The organism is Herbidospora cretacea, from assembly GCF_001570605.1.
Classification (GTDB): Bacteria; Actinomycetota; Actinomycetes; order Streptosporangiales; family Streptosporangiaceae; genus Herbidospora; species Herbidospora cretacea.
Genome location: NZ_BBXG01000006.1, coordinates 238,178 through 262,032, shown reverse-complemented (window position 1 = coordinate 262,032; position 23,855 = coordinate 238,178). Strand labels below are relative to the sequence as shown.

23 protein-coding genes and 1 pseudogene are annotated in these 23,855 nt (G+C 70.6%); 18 read left to right on the top strand and 6 right to left on the bottom strand.

Going from position 1 to position 23,855, the window contains the following annotated elements:
* The first annotated feature begins 27 nt into the window (after positions 1-27).
* Positions 28-1,200: a M20 metallopeptidase family protein gene (locus AW270_RS13965; protein ID WP_061294680.1), complete on the top strand. Its 1,173-nt coding sequence runs from the start codon at positions 28-30 to the stop codon at positions 1,198-1,200.
* A gap of 1 nt (position 1,201) precedes the next feature.
* Here AW270_RS13965 and AW270_RS13960 read toward each other — a convergent pair whose 3' ends face one another.
* Entirely contained in the window at positions 1,202-1,645 is a 444-nt protein-coding gene (locus AW270_RS13960; RefSeq protein WP_082801538.1) for a TIGR02611 family protein, read from the bottom strand.
* Positions 1,646-2,731: 1,086 nt separating this feature from the next.
* On the opposite strand from AW270_RS13960, the gene AW270_RS13955 reads away from it, so the two are divergent.
* The 5 genes from AW270_RS13955 to AW270_RS13935 all read left to right on the top strand — a co-directional run bounded on the left by AW270_RS13955 (position 2,732) and on the right by AW270_RS13935 (position 6,657).
* Positions 2,732-3,178, top strand: a complete 447-nt coding sequence (locus tag AW270_RS13955; protein WP_245674703.1) for a phospholipase — start codon at positions 2,732-2,734, stop codon at positions 3,176-3,178.
* Positions 3,179-3,296: 118 nt separating this feature from the next.
* Positions 3,297-4,181, top strand: coding sequence for an ABC transporter ATP-binding protein (locus AW270_RS13950; RefSeq protein ID WP_061294674.1), 885 nt, complete (start codon positions 3,297-3,299; stop codon positions 4,179-4,181).
* Positions 4,182-4,193: 12 nt separating this feature from the next.
* Positions 4,194-4,934: an ABC transporter permease gene (locus tag AW270_RS13945; RefSeq protein ID WP_061294672.1), complete on the top strand. Its 741-nt coding sequence runs from the start codon at positions 4,194-4,196 to the stop codon at positions 4,932-4,934.
* Complete coding sequence (locus AW270_RS13940; protein ID WP_061294670.1) at positions 4,934-6,055, top strand: sensor histidine kinase; 1,122 nt, start codon at positions 4,934-4,936, stop codon at positions 6,053-6,055. Before AW270_RS13945 ends, AW270_RS13940 begins: the two co-directional genes overlap by 1 nt.
* A complete protein-coding gene (locus tag AW270_RS13935) occupies positions 6,052-6,657 on the top strand; it encodes a response regulator transcription factor (protein ID WP_061294668.1) in 606 nt (201 codons plus the stop codon). Before AW270_RS13940 ends, AW270_RS13935 begins: the two co-directional genes overlap by 4 nt.
* Positions 6,658-6,820: 163 nt before the next feature.
* Here AW270_RS13935 and AW270_RS13930 read toward each other — a convergent pair whose 3' ends face one another.
* Entirely contained in the window at positions 6,821-9,580 is a 2,760-nt protein-coding gene (locus tag AW270_RS13930) for a cellulose-binding domain-containing protein (protein ID WP_061294666.1), read from the bottom strand.
* Positions 9,581-9,752: 172 nt separating this feature from the next.
* On the opposite strand from AW270_RS13930, the gene def reads away from it, so the two are divergent.
* The 8 genes from def to AW270_RS13890 all read left to right on the top strand — a co-directional run bounded on the left by def (position 9,753) and on the right by AW270_RS13890 (position 15,297).
* Positions 9,753-10,289 carry a peptide deformylase gene (gene def, locus AW270_RS13925; RefSeq protein ID WP_061294665.1) on the top strand — a complete coding sequence of 179 codons (537 nt, stop codon included), beginning with the start codon at positions 9,753-9,755 and terminating at the stop codon, positions 10,287-10,289.
* Positions 10,286-10,864 carry a class I SAM-dependent methyltransferase gene (locus tag AW270_RS13920; protein ID WP_061294662.1) on the top strand — a complete coding sequence of 193 codons (579 nt, stop codon included), beginning with the start codon at positions 10,286-10,288 and terminating at the stop codon, positions 10,862-10,864. Before def ends, AW270_RS13920 begins: the two co-directional genes overlap by 4 nt.
* A 28-nt stretch (positions 10,865-10,892) precedes the next feature.
* Positions 10,893-11,717, top strand: a complete 825-nt coding sequence (locus AW270_RS13915; protein WP_061294660.1) for a patatin-like phospholipase family protein — start codon at positions 10,893-10,895, stop codon at positions 11,715-11,717.
* Between the two features lie 28 nt (positions 11,718-11,745).
* Complete coding sequence (locus AW270_RS13910) at positions 11,746-12,168, top strand: nitroreductase/quinone reductase family protein (protein ID WP_061294658.1); 423 nt, start codon at positions 11,746-11,748, stop codon at positions 12,166-12,168.
* Between the two features lie 137 nt (positions 12,169-12,305).
* Positions 12,306-12,950 carry a type II toxin-antitoxin system antitoxin SocA domain-containing protein gene (locus tag AW270_RS13905; RefSeq protein ID WP_169807315.1) on the top strand — a complete coding sequence of 215 codons (645 nt, stop codon included), beginning with the start codon at positions 12,306-12,308 and terminating at the stop codon, positions 12,948-12,950.
* On the top strand, positions 12,951-13,325 hold the full coding sequence (locus AW270_RS13900) for a type II toxin-antitoxin system PemK/MazF family toxin (RefSeq protein WP_082801536.1): 375 nt from the start codon (positions 12,951-12,953) through the stop codon (positions 13,323-13,325).
* A gap of 63 nt (positions 13,326-13,388) precedes the next feature.
* Positions 13,389-15,053 carry a sodium:solute symporter family protein gene (locus tag AW270_RS13895; RefSeq protein WP_061294653.1) on the top strand — a complete coding sequence of 555 codons (1,665 nt, stop codon included), beginning with the start codon at positions 13,389-13,391 and terminating at the stop codon, positions 15,051-15,053.
* A gap of 10 nt (positions 15,054-15,063) precedes the next feature.
* Complete coding sequence (locus tag AW270_RS13890; RefSeq protein WP_061294652.1) at positions 15,064-15,297, top strand: hypothetical protein; 234 nt, start codon at positions 15,064-15,066, stop codon at positions 15,295-15,297.
* Here AW270_RS13890 and AW270_RS13885 read toward each other — a convergent pair.
* Complete coding sequence (locus AW270_RS13885; protein ID WP_061294651.1) at positions 15,283-16,359, bottom strand: sugar ABC transporter substrate-binding protein; 1,077 nt, start codon at positions 16,357-16,359, stop codon at positions 15,283-15,285. The two genes, AW270_RS13890 and AW270_RS13885, sit on opposite strands and share 15 nt — an antisense overlap.
* 154 nt (positions 16,360-16,513) lie before the next feature.
* On the opposite strand from AW270_RS13885, the gene AW270_RS13880 reads away from it, so the two are divergent.
* The 4 genes from AW270_RS13880 to AW270_RS13865 all read left to right on the top strand — a co-directional run bounded on the left by AW270_RS13880 (position 16,514) and on the right by AW270_RS13865 (position 20,671).
* On the top strand, positions 16,514-17,473 hold the full coding sequence (locus tag AW270_RS13880) for a LysR family transcriptional regulator (protein WP_061294649.1): 960 nt from the start codon (positions 16,514-16,516) through the stop codon (positions 17,471-17,473).
* Positions 17,474-17,570: 97 nt separating this feature from the next.
* On the top strand, positions 17,571-19,001 hold the full coding sequence (locus tag AW270_RS13875; protein WP_061294647.1) for a S1 family peptidase: 1,431 nt from the start codon (positions 17,571-17,573) through the stop codon (positions 18,999-19,001).
* A gap of 104 nt (positions 19,002-19,105) precedes the next feature.
* Positions 19,106-20,095 carry an ABC transporter permease gene (locus AW270_RS38685; protein ID WP_061294645.1) on the top strand — a complete coding sequence of 330 codons (990 nt, stop codon included), beginning with the start codon at positions 19,106-19,108 and terminating at the stop codon, positions 20,093-20,095.
* Between the two features lie 24 nt (positions 20,096-20,119).
* On the top strand, positions 20,120-20,671 hold the full coding sequence (locus AW270_RS13865; protein ID WP_061294643.1) for an HD domain-containing protein: 552 nt from the start codon (positions 20,120-20,122) through the stop codon (positions 20,669-20,671).
* 72 nt (positions 20,672-20,743) lie between these two features.
* Here AW270_RS13865 and AW270_RS13860 read toward each other — a convergent pair whose 3' ends face one another.
* The 3 genes and pseudogenes from AW270_RS13860 to pdhA form a co-directional block, all read right to left on the bottom strand.
* Positions 20,744-21,841, bottom strand: a complete 1,098-nt coding sequence (locus AW270_RS13860) for a dihydrolipoamide acetyltransferase family protein (RefSeq protein WP_061294641.1) — start codon at positions 21,839-21,841, stop codon at positions 20,744-20,746.
* Positions 21,838-22,839, bottom strand: coding sequence for an alpha-ketoacid dehydrogenase subunit beta (locus tag AW270_RS13855; protein WP_061294639.1), 1,002 nt, complete (start codon positions 22,837-22,839; stop codon positions 21,838-21,840). The genes AW270_RS13860 and AW270_RS13855 overlap by 4 nt, the downstream gene beginning before the upstream one ends.
* Positions 22,836-23,834: pseudogene (gene pdhA, locus AW270_RS13850) on the bottom strand (pyruvate dehydrogenase (acetyl-transferring) E1 component subunit alpha); the annotation flags it as partial. The pseudogene pdhA and the gene AW270_RS13855, both read right to left, overlap by 4 nt.
* Positions 23,835-23,855: the final 21 nt, after the last annotated feature.

Below are 23,855 nucleotides of genomic sequence, written 5' to 3'. Positions count from 1 at the left end.
GGCCCTCGACCCGGCGGAGGATGAGGCATGACTTTTCAGGGCGAGCTGGAAGAACTGCGGCGCTCCATCCACCGGGAACCCGAGATCGGCCTCGATCTGCCGCGCACCCAGGAAAAGGTCCTGGCCGCCCTCGACGGGCTCCCCCTGGAAATCACCACCGGCACCCGCCTCACCTCGGTCACCGCCGTGCTGCGCGGGGGCAGACCCGGCCCGAGCGTGCTGCTGCGCGGCGACATGGACGCCCTCCCCGTCCAGGAACGCGTCCCCGTCGACTACCGCTCGACGATCGACGGCGCCATGCACGCCTGCGGCCACGACCTGCACACCGCCATGCTCGTCGGCGCGGCGCGCCTGCTGTCCGAACGCCGCGAACACCTGGCCGGGGACGTCGTGTTCATGTTCCAGCCCGGCGAGGAGGGCCAGGAGGGCGCCAAGATCATGATCGACGAGGGGGTCCTCGACGCCTCGGGCAGCCGCGTCGCCGCCGCCTACGGCATCCACGTCTTCTCCGCGATCGTGCCCAGCGGCTGGTTCGTCACCAAGCCCGGCCCGATCCTCGCCGCCGCCGACACGTTCAACGTGACGGTGCGGGGGCGGGGCGGCCACGGGTCCACTCCCCACCGGGCGCTCGACCCGGTGCAGGTGGGGTGCGAGATCGTGAGCCAGCTGCAGACGTACACGACCCGGGCCTTCGACGTGTTCGACCCGGTGGTGATCACCGTCGGCCAGTTCCACGCCGGCACCGCCGACAACATCATTCCGGACGAGGCCTACTTCCAGGCGACGATCCGGGCGTTCTCCCCGGAGACCCGGGCGAAGGTCAAGGAAGGGGTGGTCCGGCTGGCGACGGGCGTCGCGGAGGCCCACGGGCTGCGCGCGGAGTGCTCGTTCGGGATCGGCTACCCGGTGACGGTCAACGACGCGGCCGAGGCGGCGTTCGCCGCCGAGGTGGTCCCGGAAGTGGTGGGGGCCGACCGCTACCTGACGATGCCGCGCCCGGCCACCGGGTCGGAGGACTTCTCGTTCGTCCTCGACGAGGTGCCGGGCGCGTTCCTCGTGCTGGGCGCCCACGCGAAGGGGGCCGACCCGGCGACCTGTGCCACCAACCACTCCCCCGAGACCGAGTTCGACGACTCGGTGATGGCCGACGGGTCACGCGTGCTGGCCGCCCTCGCGGAGCGGCGCCTGCTCAGGACCTGACTCAGGACCTGACGAAGTTCAGGCCGTAGTCGATCATGTCGAAGCCCAGCGTGAGCTTGAGGCAGACCCACACGATCAGGAAGGCCAGCGCGAACGTCAGGACGCCGGCGATGATCCGGACCGCCCAGTTCTGCCGCTTCAGCCAGTCGGTCGCCATGGTCACGTAGCGCTTGGCGAACTCCAGCACCCGGTGGGCCCAGCTGAACTCGGTCGCCAGCAGGGCCAGCCCCGCGAACACCACGAGCCAGCCCGGCCCGGGGAACGGCACCATGATGAGCCCGCCGATCACCATGGCCCCACCGATCGTGCCGACCACGATCTTCAGGGTCAGAGCGCCCGTGCGGGTCGCGCGGAAACGGTCGTACCGTCCCCTGATTCCACTGTTGTCCACCGCGACCGGCGTCTTCGGATCGACGTCGGGGTCGGTGGGCCCGGCCTTAGCCATATAGGTGTCACCCCCACGGCCAGCATAACCAGGGCCCTTGCACGCGACTTTCAACCCGACGGACCATTTGGCCTGATTCATCAGTCGTACAGGGACATGTCGCACTCCGCCCCAGGGAGGGGGGATTCCACGGCCCGGCGTGTCGAAGGCGGCGTCGGCGACGAGCTCGAAGGCCCGCTCGAAGGCCCGCTCGAAGGCCCGCTCGAAGGCCCGCTCGAAGGCGCGCTCGAAGGCGCGCTCGAAGGCGGTGTGGGGGCGACGTCGAAGGCGGGGTCGCTGGCGCTCCGGGTCGCCGCGCTCCACGCGAAAGCAGCCCCTCGCGCTCCAAGGCAGGCTCGCTCCGCTCGGAAAACCCTCGCTGCGCTCGTCACAACCGGCGACGGCCACGTCGCCGGGCGGCCTGCCGGGGCCCTCTTCCGTTACGGTTCCGCCGGGCAAGCCCGCCAGAACACAGGTCGACGCAGTCGCGCGGTACCTCCTGGGATCGAGAACCGGATGGCCGTCCCAGCAGGTCCGTGGCTTCAGAGTCGGGCGGTCTTCGATCACCTGCGGGCGTCGGCAAGAACAGAATCTCTGCCGCAAAGGACCCCAGACCCATCGCCGACCCGTCGAGCGGGCGAATGTCGCTTTCCCCGACCACCGTTGGACGACGCGGCCCGCCCGGTGGCCAGGCCCGCCCGATGGCCAGGCCCGCCCGATGGCCAGGCCCGCCCGATGGCTAGGCCCGCCATGGTGCACCCGGCCACCGACAGGATCGGGCCGGACAGCCACCCGGGATTCGCGAGATCGGACCGAGATAGGGGTCGGCGATGGCGTATTCGCAAAAACCCATGGTGCCGGTCTTCGCCCGTGCGGATGACAGAATAGGGGTGGCTTTGTAAAGAGCGATTGTTCGTGAAATCTGCAGCGTTCTTGATGAAGAGTTGTGCGGGCGCCGGAAGGGGCTTCCCCTCATTGTGGTGCAGGCAGGCCAGTGCCACTGAGGTTTCCCTCGAACAAAGGAAGAGCCCCATGGTCAAGCGATCGCTCGCATTCGGCGCCCTCTCTCTCGCCACATTACTCGGATTAACATCCCCTGCATACGCGGTGACGCTGCAGGAAAAGCTCAACGCACTTTCCACCTTCAGCCAGCCCACCGCCGCCGGCGCCAGCAGCTGGCGCGCGGCCTGGCAGAACCAGGGCGCCTGGGCCGACTACGCCTTCGACTGGTCGACCGACCTCTGCTCGACCAGCCCCGACCAGCCGCTCGGATTCGACTTCAGAATGCCGTGCCGCCGCCATGACTTCGGTTACCGCAACTACAAGGTCGTGGGCCAGTTCCCGGCGAACAAGTCGCGCATCGACGACGCGTTCTACTACGACATGAAGCAGATCTGCTCGACGTATTCCACCATCCCCCGCAACACCTGCAACGGCCTCGCCTGGACCTATTACCAGGCCGTCAAGGAGTTCGGCTCCCTCACCGTCACCGAGGCGCAGATCGAGCAGGTCCGCCGGACCGCCGAGCAGGCGGCGCAGCCCGCCGACGCGTGACCCTCCCCTCTTGATGCCCGGCCCCCGCCACGGGGAGCCGGGCATGTGACTTATGTCAGGGTGATCGCCCGACAAGCTTCACTACTTTCGCGAATCCGGCCTTTCTACCGTTGTCGCCATGGATGCGATCAACGTCGAAGGTGTGGCCAGGAGCTTCGGGACCGTGCGGGCCGTCGAGGGGGTGAGCCTGCGGGTGCCCGCCGGGCAGGTGGTGGCGGTCCTCGGGCCCAACGGGGCCGGGAAGAGCACCCTGATCGGCATGATGCTCGGCCTCGTCACGCCCGACGGCGGGCGGGTCGAGCTGTTCGGGAGGAACCCCTCCCAGGCCGCGGCCGAAGGGCTGGTCGGGGCCATGATCCAGCAGGGCGACCTGGTGCCGAACCTGACCGTGCGGGAGGTCGTCGGGTTCGTGGGCGGGCTCTACCCCCGGCCGATGCCGCTGGACGAGGTGCTGGAGCTCGCCGGGCTGACCGACCTGGCCGGGCGGAGGGCCGGGCGGCTGTCCGGCGGGCAGGCGCAGCGGGTGCGGTTCGCCATGGCGGTCGCCGGGGCGCCGGAGGTGCTCGTCCTCGACGAGCCGACCGCCGCGCTCGACGTGGAGGCCCGGCGGGCCTTCTGGGCGGCCATCCGCCGTTACGCGGCGGGCGGCCGGACGGTCCTGTTCGCCACCCACCACCTGGACGAGGCCGACGAGAACGCCGACCGCGTGGTCGTCGTGGCGCGCGGTCGGATCGTCGCCGACGCCACGCCCGCCGAGATCAAACAGCGGGCCGGCGGCCGGACCGTGCGGTTCACGCTGGGCGGCCGGCCCGCCGCCGGGCTCGAACGGCTCCCCGGGGTGACCGCCGTGGAGGTGACCGGCGACGTCGCCACCCTGCGCACCGCCGACCCGGACACCGTGGTCGCCGCCCTCTACGGCGCGGGCTTGACCGTCCGCGACCTGGAGATCACCACCCCCGCGCTGGAGGACGCCTTCCTCTCCCTGACCTCCGCCGACCTCTGAAAGGCACCCCTCATGCTGAGCTATCTCCGGGTCGAACTGCTCCAGGTCCTGCGCGACCGCCACTACCTGTTCTTCACGCTGGCCGTGCCGGTCGGCTTCTACCTCCTGTGGTCGGGCATCTTCGACGGTGACCGCCCCGACCCCGTCACCGGGCTGACCTCCTCCGTCGACATCATGGTGTCGATGGCCTCCTACGGCGCGCTCGGCGCGACGCTGATGACCACGGGCGTGCGGCTGGCCGCCGAACGCCGCAGCGGGTGGCTGCGGCAACTGCGGGTGACCCCGCTGAAGCCCGGCACGGTGATCGTCGTGAAGACCCTCGCCGCCATGTCGCTGGGGCTGCCGGCCGTGGTCCTGGTCGGGCTGGCGTCGGTGGTGTTCCAGGGCGTGCGGCTGGATCCCGCGCAGTGGATCGCGATCACGGCGCTGCTGTGGGTGGGCACGCTGCCGTTCGCCGCACTCGGCACCCTCATCGGTTCGCTGGTCGGGCCGGACGCCGCCCAGCCGCTCACCCTGGGCGCCTACTTCGTGCTCGCCATCGCGGGAGGGATGTGGCTGCCGCTGTCGGTGCTGCCGGAGTTCATCCGGGACGTCGCCGGAGGGCTGCCCTCGACCCGGTTCGCCGAGCTCGGGCGGGCCGTGGCCGCCGGGCACGCGCCGTCGCTGACCGCCGCGCTCGTGCTGGCCGCCTGGACGGCCGGGCTGGGCGCGCTCGCGGTGGCCGCCTACCGGCGCGCTAGTGTCGCGACCTGATGAACCGACTTCTCACCGGTGACGTCCAGGGCCCGGAACTGCTGCAACGGGCCTTCTGGATGTCGTTCGGAATGCTGTTCCTGATCCCGGTCGCGGTGGCGGTGACCGGATACGAGGGCGCGCGGCAGTGGCTGGGCTGGACGGCCCTGGCCGTCTTCGTGGTGACGTACTACGCGGCGGCGTTCGTCCGCTTCCGCTGGGACGATCCGTTCACGGTGCGGTCGGTGGCCGTGACGGCGACGTTCACGCTGCTGGCGGCGGGGCTGCCGCTGGCCTTCGGGCTCGAATGGCTGGGCCTGCCGGTCTACCTGGTGTTCGTGCTGACGATGACGCTGCCGCTGCGGTGGGCCGTGGCCGGGGTGCCGGTGGCGACGGCCGTGCTGGCCGGGGACGGCCTGCTGATCGGGGCCCCGCTCCCGATGGTCGGGGGGATCGCGCTGACGGTGCTGGCCTTCGGCCTGATGATGGTCGCGCTCCGGCACTCGCGCACCCTGGTGGCCCAGTTGCACGAGGCCCGCGGCGAGGTCGCCCGGCTCGCCGCCGCCGACGAACGGCTCCGCATCGCCCGCGACCTGCACGACGTGCTCGGCCACACCCTGTCGCTGATCGTGCTCAAGAGCGAACTGGCCCGGCGGACGGCCGCCCGCGACCTCGACCGGGCCATCGGCGAGATCGGGGACATCGAGACGGCGGCGCGGTCGGCGCTGGCCAACGTCCGCGAGGTCGTCTCCGGCTACCGCAGGCGGGCGCTGGGCGAGGAGCTCGACGGGGCGCGGGCGGTCCTGGCGGCGGCCGGGGTCGACACCACGGTCCGCATGGCGGGCGGCCCGCTGCCCGAGGCGGCCGACGGCGTGTTCGGGTGGGCGGTCCGCGAGTCGGTCACCAACGTCGTCCGGCACGCCCGCGCCTCCCGCTGCGTCATCGAGGTCTCCCACGGCGAGGGCGCGGCCACGTTGGAGATCCGCGACGACGGCCGGGCCGCGAAGGACCACGTCCCGGGCAACGGCCTGACCGGCCTGTCCGAACGGGTCTCGGCCGAGGGCGGCACGGTGGAGTCGGGCCCGCTGCCCGGCGGCGGGTTCCGCGTCCTGGTCCGGGTCCCCGTAGGGTCGCCCTCATGATCAGGGTCATGCTGGCGGAGGACCAGAATCTGGTGCGCGGCGCCCTGGCGGCGCTGCTCGGCCTGGAAGAGGACCTGGAGATCGTCGCCGAGGCGGCCGACGGCGACGAGGCGGTGGCCCTGGCCGGGCGGGTCAGGCCCGACGTGGCCCTGCTGGACATCGAGATGCCCGGCGCCGACGGGCTGACGGCGGCGGCCCGGATCCGGGCGGCGGTCCCCGGCTGCCACGTCATGATCCTGACCACCTTCGGCCGCCCCGGCTACCTGCGCCGGGCGATGGAGGCCGGGGCCTCGGCCTTCCTCATCAAGGACGGCCCCGCCGAGCAGCTCGCGGCCGCGATCCGCCGGGTGGTGGCCGGGGAACGCGTCATCGACCCCGCGCTGGCCGCGGCGGCGCTCAGCGCCGGCCCGAACCCGCTGTCACAGCGCGAACGCGACGTCCTGGTGGCCGGGTCGGGCGGCGCGACGATCGCCGACATCGCCACCCGGCTGCACCTGTCGGAGGGCACCGTCCGCAACTACCTGTCGTCGGCCATCACCAAGGTCGGCGTACGCAACCGCATCGAGGCCGCCCAGACGGCGGAGCGCAACGGCTGGCTCTGAGCGCGCCGGCCCGACCGGCGCGAGCGCCCGAGGCCACCCACGGCATCGGCGGGGGCGGCTTCTCAGGTGGAAGGGCTGTCCGGTGCCGCCGTGAGCGGCATTTCCGTAATGTCGGGCCGACCGGCCAGGTGGGAGTCACCCTGGCCGGTCGGCCCGTCGAGGGTCAGGCGGGGGTGCAGGTGAGGGTGGGGATCGGGTTCGTGCCGGACTGGCTGGCGTTGAAGCCGAAGGTCGTCGTGCCGTTCGGGTTCAGGTTGCCGTTGTAGGGGGCGTTCACCACGGTCTGGGTCGCGCCGCTCGCAGAGTGGACGCCGTTCCAGAACTGGCTGACCGTCTGGCCGTTGGCCCAGGTCCAGCGGACCGTCCAGCCGGTGATCGCGGTCGTCCCGCTGTTCCTGACGGTCACGCTCGCGCCGAACCCGCCGGGCCAGAAGTTCGTGATCGTGTACGTCGCCACACAGGCCTTACCCGGGTTGGGGGACGGCGACGGACTGGGACTCGGACTGGGACTCGGACTGGGACTCGGACTGGGCGAGGGCGACGGCGAAGGACTGGGAGAGGGGCTGGGCGAAGGGCTGGGGCTGGGCGACGGTGAAGGCGAGGGCGACGGGGAGGGCGACGGGGAGGGTGAGGGGTTGGTGCCGGTGCGGTCCGCGTACAGGATGCCTCTGCCGTTGGTGCCGAGGTAGACGCGGCCCCAGATCCTCGGGTCGCCGGTGATCGCTTCGCCGATGTTGCCGTATTGGTGCTGGTCGTCGTTGATGCGGACCCACGTCGCGCCGGTGTCGTCGGAGCGGAACACGCCCCGGACGCCGTCGACCTTCGCGATCAGGAAGATCGCCATGTACGACTGCCCCGGCGCGGCCTTCCCGAAGCCGACGTTGTCCGACTCCTCCACGTTGGAGAGCTTGGTGAACGACGTCCCGGAGTTCGTCGACCGCCACAGCCCGGTCCCACCGGCCAGCCAGATGTCCCCCTCACGCCCGGGAACGGCCTTGAACCGCGCGGTGGCGGGCAGCCCGGTCGCCGCGGAGGCGGTGAAGGTCTGGCCGCCGTTGGTCGAGACGTAGAACCGCCCGTTGGCGAAGGCGTAGAACTTCTGCGGGTTCACCCGGTCGGACTCGACCCGCGCGCCCGACGGCACTCCCGACGAGGTCGCCCACGAGTTGCCGTACCCGACCGAGTAGACCACGGAGGCCCCGCTGTCGCCGGGCGCCCACACGAACCGGCTGCCGTCGGCCGCCGCCGCGACGGTGCCGCCGTTGTTGATCCCGCCGGGCTCCGAGCCCTGGAACCAGTTCGCGCCGCCGTCGGTGGAGAAGGCGACGTGGTTGTCGTTCGGCCGGTCGGCCTCGGTGAAGCTGCCGACCCGGACCATCGTCGAGGGGTTCAGCTCGGCGTAGTCGAGCGAGGTCGTCGAGGTGAAATTGGGCTGCAGGAACATCATCGGCGGCACCGCGTCGAGGTTGGTGTGCCGGAACCCGCCGATGTCGCCCAGGCCCGAGATCAGCGGCGCGCTCCCGGTCGGCGGGCTGACCAGGTCGAGGACGGCGGTCTCCTCCAGGCCCTTGACCATGGGTTTGATGGTGAGCTGGCCGCCGGTGTCCCACAGTTTCAGGTCGGTCGAGCCGTAGATGGTGGCGCCGGTGCCGTACATGAAGCGGTTGCCGTCGAAGGGGTCGATCTCCATCGACTCGGTCATCCAGCCCAGCTTGGGCGTGACCTCGGGCGGCTGCGGGTTGGCCCCCCAGCTCAGCCAGGGCGAGGAGCTGATGTCCATCTTGTAGCGGAAACTACGGTTCGGGTACGAGGTGTAGTCCCAGATCCGCGTCCAGGTGGCCCCGGAGTCGGTCGACCGCCAGAAGATCACGTCAGGCCACCAGGAGATCTGGGTGGCCACCATGATCGTGCTCGGGTTGGTCCGGTCGATGGTCAGGCCGGAGTAGCCGAAGTAGGCGTCACCGCTGCTCGACGGGACCGGCGAGATCTGCGTCCAGGTCCCGGTCGCGGTGGCGTAGCGCCAGACGTCGCCCTTGGCCCCCGAGTAGGGCCCGGCGGTGTCGGACGTGGCCAGGTAGAGGTAGCCGTTGACGTGGTCGAGCACGCCCTTGTGGGCGATGTAACCAGTCGGCGTGCCGGGGAGGCGCTCCCAGGTGGTGCCGCCGTTGGTCGTCCGGTAGACGGTGTTGGCCTTGTCGGCCACGCCGACGTAGATCGTCTGGGTGGCGCTGCCGGACGTGCCGGTGCGCTTGTCGAAGGTGACCCACACGACGCCGGGCTGGTGGCTGGTGTAGCCGTTGGGGTCGCTCGGGTCGTCGCTGTAGTTGCCGGCGTTGGGGAAGCTCGTCACCTTGGCCCAGGTCGCGCCGTAGTCGGTGCTGCGCCACAGGCCGTTGCCCATCGGCGCGCCCAGGTAGAGGACGGCGTTCCGGTTGGGGTCGACGGCGAGCCGCTCCCCCATACCCCGGCCGGGCATGTTGCCGCCCATTTTGAACGGCAGCGGGGTGACCGACCACGAGTCGCCCTTGTCGGCCGACCGCAGGATGGCCCCGTTGTTGGGGTCCCAGGAGTTGGTGTACATGCCGACGGCGGCGTACACCCGGTTGGTCTGCACGGGGTCGGTGGCGATGCTGTCGACGCCGTTGTAGCCCCAGTTGGTGAAGCCGACCCAGTCGAGAAGGGGCTTCCACGTCGAGGTCGACTGGTTCCAGCGGTACATGCCGCCGATGTCGGTCCGGGCGTAGATCAGGTTCCGCTCGGTCTGGTTGAACACGATGCCCGGGACGAACCCGCCGCCGTCGATCCGCACGTTCTTGTACGTGTACGGATCCGACGCGACCGCCCCCGCGGGGGCCATCCGCACCACCGCCGCGACCAGGGCCAGGGCGAGGATCGCGAGCACGCTGACGATCTTTCTTCGCATGGACGGTTTCTCCTCCGTGAATGGAAAACCGGCCATGCACGATCAGGTGGGGACCCTGACCGTCCGCCCCTCGTGCATGGTACTTGGTTTGATTACCAAACCAACTATCTCAGGTCCGGGCCGCTGCGACAATGAGAGAGGACCACGACCCATTCATCGAGGCGGAGCATCCATGACCGGCACGGCCAGACCCATCACGATCGTCGGAAACCCCGTGCTGCACACGCCGTGCCGCCCGGTAGTGAAGTTCGACGACGAGCTAGCCCTGCTGGCCGACGACATGTTCGCGAGCATGTACGCCGCCGAGGGCGTCGGCCTGGCCGCCAACCAGATCGGCGTGGCCCTGCGGATCTTCGTCTACGACTGCCCCGACGCCGACGAGGTCTACCAGAAGGGCGTGGTCGTCAACCCGACCCTCGACCTGCCCGACCCCGACGACCAGGTCTTCGACGTCGGCGGCGAGGGCTGCCTGTCGGTCCCCGGCCCGCGCGCCGGGCTCGGCCGCCCCAACGTGGCCACCGTCCACGGCTTCGACCTCACCGGCGCCCCGATCAGCGTGACCGGCACCGGCGTGCTGGCCCGCTGCTTCCAGCACGAGACCGACCACCTCAACGGCATCCTCTACATCGACCACCTGCCGGAGGAGGCCCGCGAGGCCGTCATGGACGAGTTCCGCGCCCTCCAGAAGGAGCAGCAGGACGAGTCGTGAACTGGGACGTCGTGAACTGGGACCACGAGGCCGCGACCTTCGACGACGAGCCCGACCACGGCCTGCGCGACCCGTCGGTGAGAGCGGCCTGGGCCGCCCGGCTGGCGGCCTGGCTCCCGCCCGCGCCCGCCGACGTCTTCGACGCGGGCTGCGGCACGGGCTCCCTGACCCTGCTCGCGGCCGAGCTGGGCCACCGCCCGGTCGGCGTCGACCGGTCGGCCGAGATGGTGGGGCGGGCCCGCCGCAAGCTGGCCGGGGCGGGATTCACGCCGGAGATCACGGTCGGCGACGCGGACGACCCGCCCGGCCACTTCGACGCGGTCCTCTGCCGCCACCTGCTGTGGATCTTCGACGACCCGGCCGCCGTGCTGCGCCGGTGGATCGCGAGCCTGCGCCCCGGCGGCCGTCTCGTGCTGGTCGAGGGCCGCTGGGGCACCGCCGGGATCACGGCCGGGGAGCTGGCCGGGATGGTCCGCCCGATGGTCGGGCGGGTCGTGGTCGAACCCCTGCCCGACCCCGCGCTGTGGGGCCGGCCGGTCCACGACGAGAGATACGCCGTGGTCGCCCTCCCCTAGCGGCCGTCGATAGAACATAATTCGGTACATGACGAGAGCATTGGTCCTGGGTGGCGGGGGCATCGCCGGCATCGCCTGGGAAGCGGGCATCATCACCGGGCTGCGCCGTGAGGGCGTCGATCTGGGGACGGCCGACACGATCATCGGCACCTCCGCCGGATCCGTCGTCGGCACCCTCCTCGCGACCGGCGCGGACCTGGAGCGCGCGGTGGCCCGGCAGAGCACGAGCGACCACGGGCCACGCCCCGTCGTCGACATGGCGCCGGTCATGCAGGCGTTCGGCATCCTGTTCGACCCCAGTGTCGAGCCGAAGGAGGCCCGCCGCAGGGTCGGCGAACTCGCGCTCGCCCTGCCCGTCGTCGAGGGGATGGCCCGGATCGAGTCGGTCGGCGACCGGCTGCCGGTGAAGGTGTGGCCCGAGCGGAACCTCCAGATCACCGCCGTCGACGCCGCCACGGGCCAGTTCGTCGTCTGGACCCGCGAGTCGGGCGTCGAGCTCACCTTGGCCGTCGCGTCGAGCTGCGCCGTGCCGTGCGTCTACCCGCCGGTCGAGATCGACGGCGCCCGCTACATGGACGGCGGCGTCCGCAGCGGCACCAACGCCGACCTGGCCAAGGGCGCCGGCACGGTCGTCGTGCTCGAACCGCTGACCGGCATGGTCCCGCCCGAGCGGCTGGCCGGGGAGCTGGCGAAGACCGGCGCGGCCCGGACCGCCTCGGTCGGCCCCGACGAGGCGGCCAAGGCCGTGTTCGGCAGCAACGTCCTCGACCCCGGCCTGTGGGCCCCCGCCTTCAAGGCCGGCCTCGCGCAGGCGCCCTCGGTGGCCGACCAGGTCAGCGCGGCGTGGGACTGAGATCGATTTTTCCGGCAAGTATGGGCGCATGAGCAACCCGATGGACGGCGACATCCGCGAGATCAACCGCAAGACGATCGAGGACTTCCGCGCCCACAAGGGCGGCGGCCCCTTCGAGGGCCGCGCCCTGCTGATCCTGACCACCCGCGGCCGCGTCACCGGCCGCCCCCACACCACCCCGATGATGTACGTCATCGAGGGCGACCACCTCCTGGTGATGGCCTCGGCCGCCGGAGCCCCGCAGGACCCGGAGTGGTACCGCAACCTCCTCAAGACCCCCGACGTGACCGTCGAGGTCGGCGACCAGGTCTACATCGCCAACGCGCGCCCCACCGAGGGCGCCGAGTATGACGCCCTGTGGTCCCAGATCAAGAAGAACTACCCCTTCTTCGCCGACCACGAGAAGGAGGCCGGCCGCAGGATCCCCGTCGTCGCACTGGAACGAACCTGAACGCCTGTTTACACTCCCCGCCACCGAGCCGTAGCGTATTGTCACGGCCACGGGTCGGGCAAAACAGCACACGCACTCGATGACGGGACGGGCGGGAGGCACTGGTCATGGCTCAACCGGTCCTTAAACTGGACGTCGTGCCGGCCTCTGCGCCTCTCCGCGGTCCCGCCGCAGCCGTCGCCTATCTGCTCGCGACGGCTCGCACGAGTGGCATGCGCATCAACCGCACCAAGTTGGCGAAGCTCCTCTACCTGGCCGACCTCCGCGCCGTCGAACGCGGCCTGCCGCCGGCGTCCGGCGTCGAATGGCGGTGGCGCGACCACGGCCCTCACAGCTTCCGCCTCGCGGAGGTCGAGCGCGACCTTTCCGAGGCCGGGGTGCTCGAAGTCGAGGAGAGCGCCGATCCCTTCGCCGGACACCGCGAACGCGTCATCCACTTGATCGACGCACCTCAGACGATCGTCGACGACGAGTTCGCCGAGATCATCGACGACGTTCTCAGCGAATACGGGCGATGGTCCGCGGGTCAGCTCAGGAGCCTGACCTACCAGACGCGCCCCATGCAGATGGCGATCCAGCAGAACCAGCGTGAGGTGCGACTCGATCTGGCCGGCGGAGCGCCGTTTCCCGATCTGAACACCGGTCTCGACCGCCTGCGCCGGTGGGCCGATCGGAACCCCCTGCCCGAAGACGAGCCCGGCGGCATCGACGATCTGGTCGAAGAGAGCTCCCAGCTCGCGGAGCACCGTGCCGAGGCGACCCGGCACCTCATGGAGGAATGAGTGCCAGGTCCCTATGTGACCGGTGGTGTCTACCTCGTCAGCGACAAAGCGCTTCGCCTGATTCCGGAGGAAGAGCGGGTCGTCCACGACGAACGCCGCCCGGTCGTCGTGGTCACGGGTGGAGAGTCCAACAGCGACTCCCACTGGCCGTTCGTCTTGGTCTGTCCCATCTCCGGCTCGACCTCGCGTCGCACCCGCTTCGACATCCAGCTCGCCCGGGGCCAGGGCGGGGTCGTCAAGAAGTGCTGGATCAGGATCCCGGCGGTCCAGCCGCTCATGAAGTCGGTCCTGGAAGATCGCAGTGGGGCCTTGGACGAAGACCTGCTGACCCAGGTCCAGGCACGTCTGGCCCAGTATCTCGGCCTGCTCGGCTGAAACGGTCACGAGACCGCACTCCGGTCAACGTGACACCGTGAGGTTCCTGGGTAGCGGCTGGCTGTGCTCGCTCTTGCTCCCCAGGACCTCCGCCTGGATGTCAACGCGCTGGACTATCTGATCCTGGCGCTCTACTTCGCAGTCGTGGTGGGCATCGGATTCGCCGCCCGCCGCGCCATCCGCTCCTCCAGCGACTTCTTCCTCGCCGGGCGTGCCCTGCCCGCGTGGATCACGGGTCTCGCGTTCGTCTCCGCCAACCTCGGGGCGATCGAGATCCTTGGCATGGCCGCCAACGGAGCCCAGTACGGCCTCATGACCGTCCACTACTACTGGATCGGCGCCATTCCGGCCATGGTGTTCCTCGGCATCGTGATGATGCCGTTCTACTACCGGTCGAAGGTGCACAGCGTCCCGGAGTTCCTCCGGAGGCGGTTCAACCCGGCCACGCAGCTGTTCAACGCCATCGCGTTCGCCGTCGCGCAGGTGCTGATCGCGGGGATCAACCTCTACGCCCTGGCGCTGGTGATGGAGGCGCTGCTCGGCTGGCCCCTCTGGCTGTCGGTGATCGTGTCGGCGGCGATCGTGCTGGCGTACATCACCCTGGGTGGCCTGTCGTCGGCCATCTACAACGAGGTCATGCAGTTCTTCGTGATCATCGCGGGGCTGGTCCCGGTGGTCGTGCTGGGGCTGATCCGGGTCGGCGGGTTCGAGGGGCTCGGGCAGAAGGTGCGGGAGAGCGTGCTCGGCGAGGGGGCGCTGCACACCTGGTCGAACACCGCGACGGCCGACAACCCGCTCGGGGCCAACTGGGTCGGGATCGTGTTCGGGCTCGGGTTCGTGCTGTCGTTCGGCTACTGGACGACCAACTTCGCCGAGGTCCAGCGCGGCCTGTCGGCCCGCAACACCAACGCGGCGCGGCTGACGCCGATCGTGGCGGCCTATCCGAAGCTGCTGATCCCGGTCGTCACCGTGATCCCCGGCCTGATCGCCCTGGTGCTCTTCTCCAACCTCGGCAAGGACGGCGGTCCGGCCTACAACTACGCGATCCCGCTGCTGATGAACGAGTTCCTGCCCAACGGCGTGCTCGGCGTCGCGGTCACGGGTCTGCTCGCCTCGTTCATGGCCGGCATGGCGGCCAACATCTCGGGGTTCAACACCGTCTTCACGTATGACATCTGGAAGGGTCACGTGAACGGCGACAAGCCCGACGAGTTCTACGTACGTCTCGGGCGCATCGCCACCATCGGCGGTGTGGTCGCCGGGATCGGCACCGCGTTCATCGCGGCCGGGTTCTCGAACATCATGAACTACCTCCAGGCGCTGTTCGCCTTCTTCAACGCGCCCCTGTTCGCGACGTTCATCATCGGCCTGTTCTGGAAGCGGATGACCCCCTGGGCCGGTTTCTGGGGCATCATCGCGGGCACCCTGGCGGCGTTCGCGGTCTACATCCCGTACCGCGCCGAGATCCTGGACCTGGGCACCGACCTGAACGCCTCGTTCGTCGCCGCGGGGGCGGCGTTCCTGGTCGACGCGATCGTCTCGGTCGTGATCACGCTGGTCACCACGCCCAAGCCGGAGGAGGAACTGCGGGGTCTGGTGTACGGCCTGACCGACGTCGACCTCAAGGACGACTCCCTCGCCGGGGACAAGGCGTGGTACCGCTCCCCCGTGGTGCTCGGCTCCGGCGCGCTGGTCCTGGCCGCCGCCTTCTACCTGCCTTTCCTGTAAGGGGGACGCGATGCTGTTCGACATCCGCCGCATCCTGGGCGGCCTGTTCGCCGTCTACGGCGTGATCCTGGTCGTCGCCGGCCTCCTCGACGGGGCCGAGGAGATCGCCAAGGCCGAGGGGGTGCGGATCAACCTGTGGACCGGGGTCGGGATGCTCGTCATCGCGGCGATCTTCCTGTTGTGGGAGCGGCTGCGGCCCAAGGACGTGCCCGACCCCTCCGACGAGACCTCAGGTGATGCCTAGCTGCTGGCAGACCGGCTTGAGGTTGGGCGGGCCGCAGACCTCGTTGACCGTCCAGAAGCCGTCCTTGATGACCGTGTCCTTGATCGTCGCGCGGGTCACCACGATCGCCCTGGTGATCTCGGCCGGGATGTCCTCCTTCGTGTCGTTGCTGACCATGCTGGTGCCCTGGATCGGCCGCCCGGCGCCCAGGTCGACCGCCAGCTGGGCGGCGTTCTGGGCCTCGGGCTGGATCGGTTTGTAAATGGTCATGGTCTGGGTGCCGAGCATCAGCCGCTGGATGGCGTCGAGATCGGCGTCCATGCCGGTGAGCGGGGTGTTCGGGGCCAGGCCCGAGTCGCGGATCGACGCCGCGGCGCCGCCGGCCAGGCCGTCGTTGGCGGCGTAGATGCCGACGACGTTGTCGGTGCCCAGCCGGTCCATGGCCATCTCCGTCTCGCGCTCGGCCTCGTCCTGGCTCCAGCCGGGGGTGTCGTACTCGGCGCCGATGCGGAGCCGTCCGTCGATCGCCGCGTGCGCGCCCGCCTTGAACTCGTCGGAGTTCGGGTCGGTGGTCGGGCCGTTGAGCATGATGATGTCGCCCTTGCGGCCGCTCGCCTTCACCGCCTCGACCAGGGCCTGGCCCTGGAGGCGGCCCACGTCGACGTTGTCGAAGGAGGTGTAGGCCTCGATGGCGCCCTGCGCGAGGCGGTCGTACGAGACGATCTTGACGGCCCGCCGGGCCGCCTGGTCGACCGACGGCTGGATGCCCCGGGCGTCGACCGGGGTGAGGATGACGACCTTGACCCCCTGGGCGGTGAGCTGGTCGAGCTGGCGGCGCTGCGCGACCGGGTCGCCCTCGGCGTTGAGGGGGATGATCTGGCAGTTGGGGCAGAGCTGGGCGACCGACGAGGTGATGTACGGGCGGTCGAACTTCTCCCAGCGGGGGGTCGTCTTGTCGGGCAGCATCAGCCCGATCTTGAACCCGCGCCTGACCTTGGCGGCGGGACCGTCCGGCACGGGGGTCTCGGGACCACAGGCGGCCACGCCGACGACGATGATCGCCAGCGCGAGAAAGACCCTCACCCATGTCCCCCGTTCTTTTGGTGAGGCCTACCCTGGGCCTTCCCGTGGGGTAACGGTGGCGGCACAGTCTTGGGAGACCTTTTCCGACATGACTAGTCAGATTGTGTGACAAATCATCATTGCTGGAGTTATTCGGGGGTCATACCGTCACGTTATGGACCTGGAGCTGCGCCATCTGAGAATCGTGCGCATGGTCGCCGAGACCGGCAGCGTCACCAAGGCGGCCAGTGCGCTCGGGCTCGCCCAGCCCGCGCTCACCGCACAGTTGAAGCGGATCGAACGGGCACTGGGGGGCAGCCTGTTCGAGCGGGACCACACCGGTTCCCGCCCGACCCCGCTCGGCGAGCTGGTGCTCGCCCGCGCCCAAGTGCTGCTGCCGGCCGTGCAGCAGTTGCAGGAGGAGGCCGCCCGGCTCGCCAACGGCGAGCCCATCGGCCGGCGTTACCGGATCGGCGCCGCCAACGGCCCGATCCTGGGCGGCCTGGTCGACCGGCTGGCCGCCGCCGAGCCCGGCGCCGTCATCACCACCGCCACGTCGTGGTCGACCGGGGAGCTGTCGACCAAGGTGATGCTCGGCCGCCTCGACTACGCCCTCATCGGCGTCTGCGGCGACTCCCGTCCCCCCGGCGGCGAGGCGCTGTCGTGGACGCTGGTCGCCAACGACCCCGTGTTCGTGCTGGTCGCGGCCTCCCACCCGCTGGCCGGGGAACGGGAGGTCGAGTTCGGCGACTTCGCCGGGGAGCAGTGGGCGGTCACCCCCGGCGACGGCTGCTTCGGCGAGTGTTTCGCGGTGGCCGCCTCGCGGTCGGGGTTCGCCCCGAAGGCGATCTACGAGACCGACGTCGCCACCTGCATCCACCTCGTCAGGGTCGGCCGCGCGGTGGCGCTGTGCCAGGCCACGTTCCGGATGAGTGAGGGGCTGGTGGCCTTACCCGTGCGCGGCGCGCCGCTGCGCTGGCGGCAGCTCCTCGGCTGGCATCCGGAGACCCCGGCCGCCCAGCTGGCACCGGCTGTGGTCAGCCACGCCAAGTTCTCCCACCTGGACGCGGTCCGGCAGAGCGCACCCTACTCGAACTGGCTGGCCCGTAACCCGGGGTTCGGAACCATGCCATAAGGGGGTCATAACACGGTGATAGGGGGCAAACGACGGCTCCTCTGAGAGTGGTCCTGCAGCTTACGTTCAGGTCACTCCCAGCCCCCAAGGAGAATCGATGCGCAGCAGGCACATCCTGAGCGCGGCGAGCGCCCTCACCATGGGCTTCGCCCTCGTCCTGTCCTCCGCTCCGGCCGCCGTGGCGGCGCCGGCGAAACCGGCACCCTCGATGCTGGAGGCCCTCCAGCGTGACCTGAACCTCTCCGCCGAGCAGGCCCAGCTCCGTCTCGTGAACGAGGCGCGGCTCGGCAAGCTGGAGGGCAAGGTCCGCACCGACCTCGGCGCCTCGTTCGGCGGCTCCTGGCTCAGCGGCGACACCGCGAGCTCGCTGACGGTGGCCACCTCCGACGCCTCCAAGGTCGCCGCCATCCAGGCCGGCGGCGCCAAGGCACAGCTCGTGACCCGTTCGCTGGGCGACCTGACCGCGCTCAAGGACAAGCTCGACACCGCCGCGGCCCCGCAGACCGTGCCGGTGTACTACGTCGACGTGAAGACCAACTCGGTCGTCGTCGAGACCCGCGACCAGGCCGCCGCCGAGGCGTTCGTGGCCGCCGCGGGCGTCGACAAGGCGGCCGTCCGGTTCGTGGCCAGCAACGAGCAGCCGGTCACCTACTACGACCTGCGCGGCGGCGACGCCTACTACATCAACAACTCCGGCCGCTGCTCCATCGGATTCTCCATCACCCGGGGCAGCACCCCCGGCTTCGTCACCGCGGGCCACTGCGGCAACGTGGGCGCCTCCACCCAGGGCTACAACCGCGTGGCGCAGGGCACCTTCCAGGGCTCCTCGTTCCCCGGCAACGACTACGCCTGGGTCGCGGTCAACTCCAACTGGGTCCCGACGCCGACCGTGGCGGGCACCTCCGCGACCGTGGCGGGCTCGACGGCGCAGGTCGTCGGCGGCTCGATCTGCCGTTCCGGCTCGACCACGGGCTGGCACTGCGGCACCGTCCAGCAGATCGGCACGAGCGTGACCTACTCCCAGGGCACCGTCTCGGGCGTGACCCGCACCAACGTCTGCGCCGAGCCCGGCGACTCGGGCGGCTCGTGGATCTCCGGCACCCAGGCCCAGGGCGTCACCTCCGGCGGCAGCGGCAACTGCTCCGTCGGCGGCACGACCTACTTCCAGCCGGTCAACGAGATCCTGTCGGCCTACGGCCTGACCCTGACCACCACGGGCGGCGGTGGCGGCGGCTCCTGCAACGGCGGCACCCTCACGGGCTCGCTGAGCAGCGGCCAGTACGGCAACAGCAGCCAGTTCACCGCCAACGCCGGCACGCACACCGTCTGCCTCGACGGCCCGAACGGCACCGACTTCGACCTCTACCTCCAGCGCCTGAGCGGCTCGACCTGGACCACCGTCGCCAGCGGCACCAGCGCCGCCGCCGACGAGTCCATCACCTACACCGGCAGCGCGGGCACCTACCGTTACCGCGTCCACGCCTACAGCGGCTCGGGCTCCTTCACGCTGACCTACACCCGTCCGTAGTACGTAAAGTTTTCGGCCAAAACAGCACCGTCGGGCTTTATTTGCGGCCCGGCGGTGTTGACCATTTTGAGACCTTTTCAGATGACGTGTATGGGGGAAGCGCAATGTCGGGCACCAGCCGCCACCTCAGGGCGCTGGCGGGCTGCGTCATCGCAGCCGTCGCCGGGCTGTTCCTGATCGGCACGGGCCTCCACCTCTCAGGGGCGGGCTGGCACCTCGCCCGCTGCCTCTCCGGCGACGAATCCCCCATCGACGCCGCCGTTCTGCCCGCGGGATATCCGGGCCTCGAAACCATCCCGACCCTGCCCGAGACGACCCTGACCGAGATCCGGGCCGTGCCCGGCGTGGCCGCGGCCATGCCCGTCCAGGGCGGCGGCGTCGGCCTGGTCGGGTTCGGCTCCCTGGTCCCGCTGGAGGCCGTGGCGCTGGACATGGCCCTGCTGTCGGCCTCCGCGCCCGGCATGGAGGGCGAGCCGCCGCACGGCGCCTCGGACGCCGTGCTGGACCGGCGGACCGCCGACCAGCTCCACCTGGAGGTCGGTGAGACGATCATGGTGCACGGCAACGGGGCCAACAGGGCCTTCGAGATCACCGGCGTGACCGAGTCGCGCGGCAACCCCAGCCTCGACGTGCGCGGGACCATCGGGCTGCTGCCGATGGCGGCGGCCGACCTGGTCGGCGACCTGGAGCTGGAGTCGGTCCAGGTGCAGGCCGCCCCCGGGGTGGACCCCGGCGAGCTGCGCGACCGGCTGAGCGCCGCTCTGGGCAACGACTACGAGGTCATGACCCACGCTGAGATGCTGGCCTCCGGCGACGTGACCGCCGAGACGCTGCCGCCGGTGCTGGGCGTCGTCGGGTCGCTACTGGTGGTGGGGGCGGCGCTGACCTCGTACATGGGCCGGCAGACGACGATCACCACGAGCCTGCTGATGGCGACGACGGTGCTGAGCCTGACGGCGACCTCCGCCGTGATCGTGGCGTCGGCCGGCGTCGAGATCACCTCCGTGCCGATCATGGTGGTGGCCGCGCTGACCGCCCTGGCCGCGGTGGCGGCGATGGTCCTGCGACCCCGGATCCTGTCGAACATCGGCTGAGCCCGCATGCCGTAGGCTCCGGTCATGATCCCCTCGGACGCGGAGATCCGCGCGCTGCACCGCGAACACGCGCCGACCCGGGAGATGTTCGAGCTCGTCCACGGCCACTGCGAGGTCGTGCGCGGGATCGCCGAGCAGCTCCTGCCCCACACCGGCCGTGAACTCGACGCCGACCTGGTGAGAGCCGGCAGCCTCCTCCACGACATCGGCGTCTACCGGCTGGGCGACGCCCCCTACGTGCGGCACGGCGTGCTGGGCCACGAACTGCTCGCCGAGGAGGGCCTGCCCGAGCAGCTCTGCCGCTTCGCCTCCCACCACACGGGCGTCGGCCTCACCGCCGACGACGTCCGGCGGCAGTCCCTGCCCCTGCCGGTCGCCGACTACCTCGCGGAGACCGGCGAGGAGGAACTCGTCATGTACGCCGACAAGTTCCACACCAAGTCACATCCGCCCCGGTTCGTCTCCGCCGAGTCCTACGCCGCCCACGTCCGGCGCTACGGCGACGACAAGGTCGCGATCTTCCAGGCGATGTGCGGGAGGTACGGCCTGCCCGACCTCCCTACCGGGCCGCGATAGCCTCGATCTCCAGCAGCCACGCCTCGACGGCCAGGGCCGGGCGTGGTCGCCGGCCCCACGGCGGGAGCGCGGTCAGGCCACCACGCGTAGTGGGTGTTCCAGCAGGCCGGTGAGAGTGGCGAGGAAGCGCGCGGCGAGGGCGCCGTCGATGATCCGGTGGTCGGCGGTGATCGTGTAGCGGAGCCGCCTGCGGGTGGGTTCCGGCCGGGCGGCGCCGACGGCGAGGATCGCCCCTTGGGGCGGGTTGATGATGGCGGTGAAGTGCTCCACTCCGTACATGCCGAGGTTGCTGACGGTGAACGTGCCGTCGCTCATGTCGGCGGCGGTGAGGGTGCGGTCGGCCGCCCGGCCGGCGAGGTCGCGGGCGGCGGTGGAGATGGCGGTGACCGTGGCGCGGTCGGCGTCGCGGACGACGGGCACGACGAGGCCCGCCGGGGAGGCGACCGCGATGCCGACGTGGATCCGCCGGTGGATCAGGGTGTGGCCGCGTCCTTCGGGTGAGTAGGAGGCGTTCACGCCGGGATGGGCGCGCAGGGCGAGCGCGACGGCGCGGACGAGCAGGTCGTTGACGCTGACCTTCACGCCGGTGTCCGCGTGGGCCTCGTTGATCTGCGCGCGCAGGGCGAGCAGGTCCTCGACGTCGGCCGAGGCCGTGGCGGTGAAGGTGGGGACGGTCGTGCCGCTCTCGGTGAGCCGGGCGGCGACGGCCTGGCGGATCGGGTCGAACGGCACCGATCGGGGCTCGCGCTGATCCGGTCGCGCCGGAACCGTGACGGGCTTCTCCCTCGCCGGTTCCCGGCTCGTTTCAAGGTCGGCTCTGATGATGCGGCCACCCGGGCCGGACCCCGCCACGGCGGCGAGGTCGATGCCGCGCTCCCGGGCGAGCCTGCGGACCAGCGGCGTCGCCGCGATCCGCTCCGGGCGGATGTCGTCCGATCCGTCGTCCAGGCGGGCGATGGGGGCGCCGATCGGGGCGTTGCGACCCTCGGGGATGAGGATCTCGGCCAGGGTTCCGGCCTCGTAGGCCTCGTACTCCATCAGGGCCTTGTCGGTCTCGATGTCGACGAGCACGTCACCCGGCGAGACGCGGTCGCCGGGCTTCTTGTGCCAGGTCGAGATGGCGCCCTCGGTCATCGTGTCGGACAGGCGGGGCATAAGGATGTCGATCATGAGGGTCTCCTCCGGGCGACGGCGTCGAGGGTCTCGCGGATGGCGGTGATCGCGTCGGCCGCCGAGGGCAGCGCGGCGGTCTCCAGCGGTTTGGCGTACGGGAGAGGGACCTCCGCCATGGCCACGCGCCGGACCGGGGCGTCGAGCCAGTCGAACGCGCCGTCGGAGATGGTCGCGGCGATCTCGGCGCCGATCCCGTAGGTGAGCCAGTCGTCCTCCAGGACCACCGCGCAGTTGGTCTTCCGCACCGACGCGACGATCGTGTCGCGGTCGAGGGGCCGGAGACTGCGCAGGTCGATGACCTCGACGTCGATCCCCTCCTCCTCTTCGAGCCGTGCGGCGACCTGGAGGGCGACCGCCGCCATGCGGGAGTAGGCGACCACGGTGATGTCGGCCCCCTGCCGGGTGACGGCGGCCCTGCCGATCTCGGCGGGCTCGTCGTGGTCGGGGACCTCGCCGGTGGTGTTGTAGAGGGCGAGGTTCTCCAGCACGAGCACGGGGTCGTCGTCGCGGATCGCGGCGAGCATGAGCGCCTTCGCGTCGGCCGGGCTGGAGGGGGCGACGACCTTCATGCCGGGCACGAACGCGTAGTACAGCTCGATGTTCTGCGAATGGGTGGCGCCGAGCTGCTGCCCGCCGCCGCCGGGCGTGCGGATCACCAGGGGCACGCGGGCCTGCCCGCCGAACATGCCGTAGATCTTGGCGGCGTGGTTGACGATCTGGTCCAGCGCGAGGAGCGAGAAGTTGATCGTCATGATCTCCACGACCGGCCGCAGCCCGAGCATCGCCGCCCCGATGGCCGCGCCGGTGAAGCCCTCTTCGGCGATCGGGGTGTCCCTGACCCGCTTGGGGCCGAACTCGGCGAGCATCCCCGCAGTGATCTTGTACGACCCCTCGAAGAGCCCGATCTCCTCGCCGATCAGGAAGACGTCGTCGTCCCGCAGCATCTCGCCGCGCAGCGCGTCGTGGAGGGCCTGGCGGTAGCTGATGACGCTCATGCGAACAGGGCCTCACCGGGAAGTCGACGTGAGTCGTTGGGCACGGAGGTCGCGTAGGTGTAGTCGAAAAGCGTCGCCACCTCGGGGTGGGGGCTCTCGTCGGCGAACCTGGCCGCGGCCGCGACGATCGCGGTGGCCTCGGCGTCGATCCCGGCGATGAGGTCGTCGGTGAGGACGCCCTGTTCGTGCAGGCGGACGGCGTAGGCGGCGACGGGGTCGGCGGCCTGGAGCGCCTCGGCCTCCGCGCGGCTGCGATAACGGGCCGGGTCGACGACCGAGTGGCCCTTGAGCCGCCCCGAGACGGTCTCCAGCAGATAGGGCCGCCCGGCGCGCGCACTGTCGAGGGCCACCCGGGCGGCGTCGAACACCGCGACGGGGTCGTTGCCGTCGACGCGGGCCGAGGCCATCCGGTAGGCGGAGGCGCGCTTGTGGAGTTCGGGCTCGGCGGAGGAACGCTCCACCGGGGTGCCCATGCCGAGGCCGTTGTTGACCACGACGTACACGATCGGCAGTTCCCACAGCGCCGCGATGTTCAGCGACTCGTGGAAGGCCCCGATGTTGGTCGTGCCGTCACCCATCAGGCAGACCACCGCTTCGGCGCCGCCGCGATAGTCGATCGCCAGCGCGGCGCCGGTCGCGAGCGGCACCTGACCGCCGACGATGCCGTAGCCGCCCATGAACCGGGAGGCGACGTCGAACATGTGCATCGACCCGCCCCACCCCCGGGAGACCCCGTCGGTCCGGCCGTAGAGCTCGGCCATCACCCGCTCGGGCGCGATGCCGCGGGCGAGGGCGTAGCCGTGCTCCCGGTAGTTGGTGAACACGTAGTCGCTCGGTTCGAGCGCCGCCATCAGCCCCGCGACGGTGGCCTCCTCGCCGAGGTTGAGATGGCAGTAGCCGCCGATCTTCGCCTCGGTGTACGCCCGTGCCGCCCGCTCCTCGAACCGCCGGACCAGCACCATCTGCCGGTAGAACGCCAACAGCATGTCGGATCTCCTTCTCGCTCAGCCGAACCA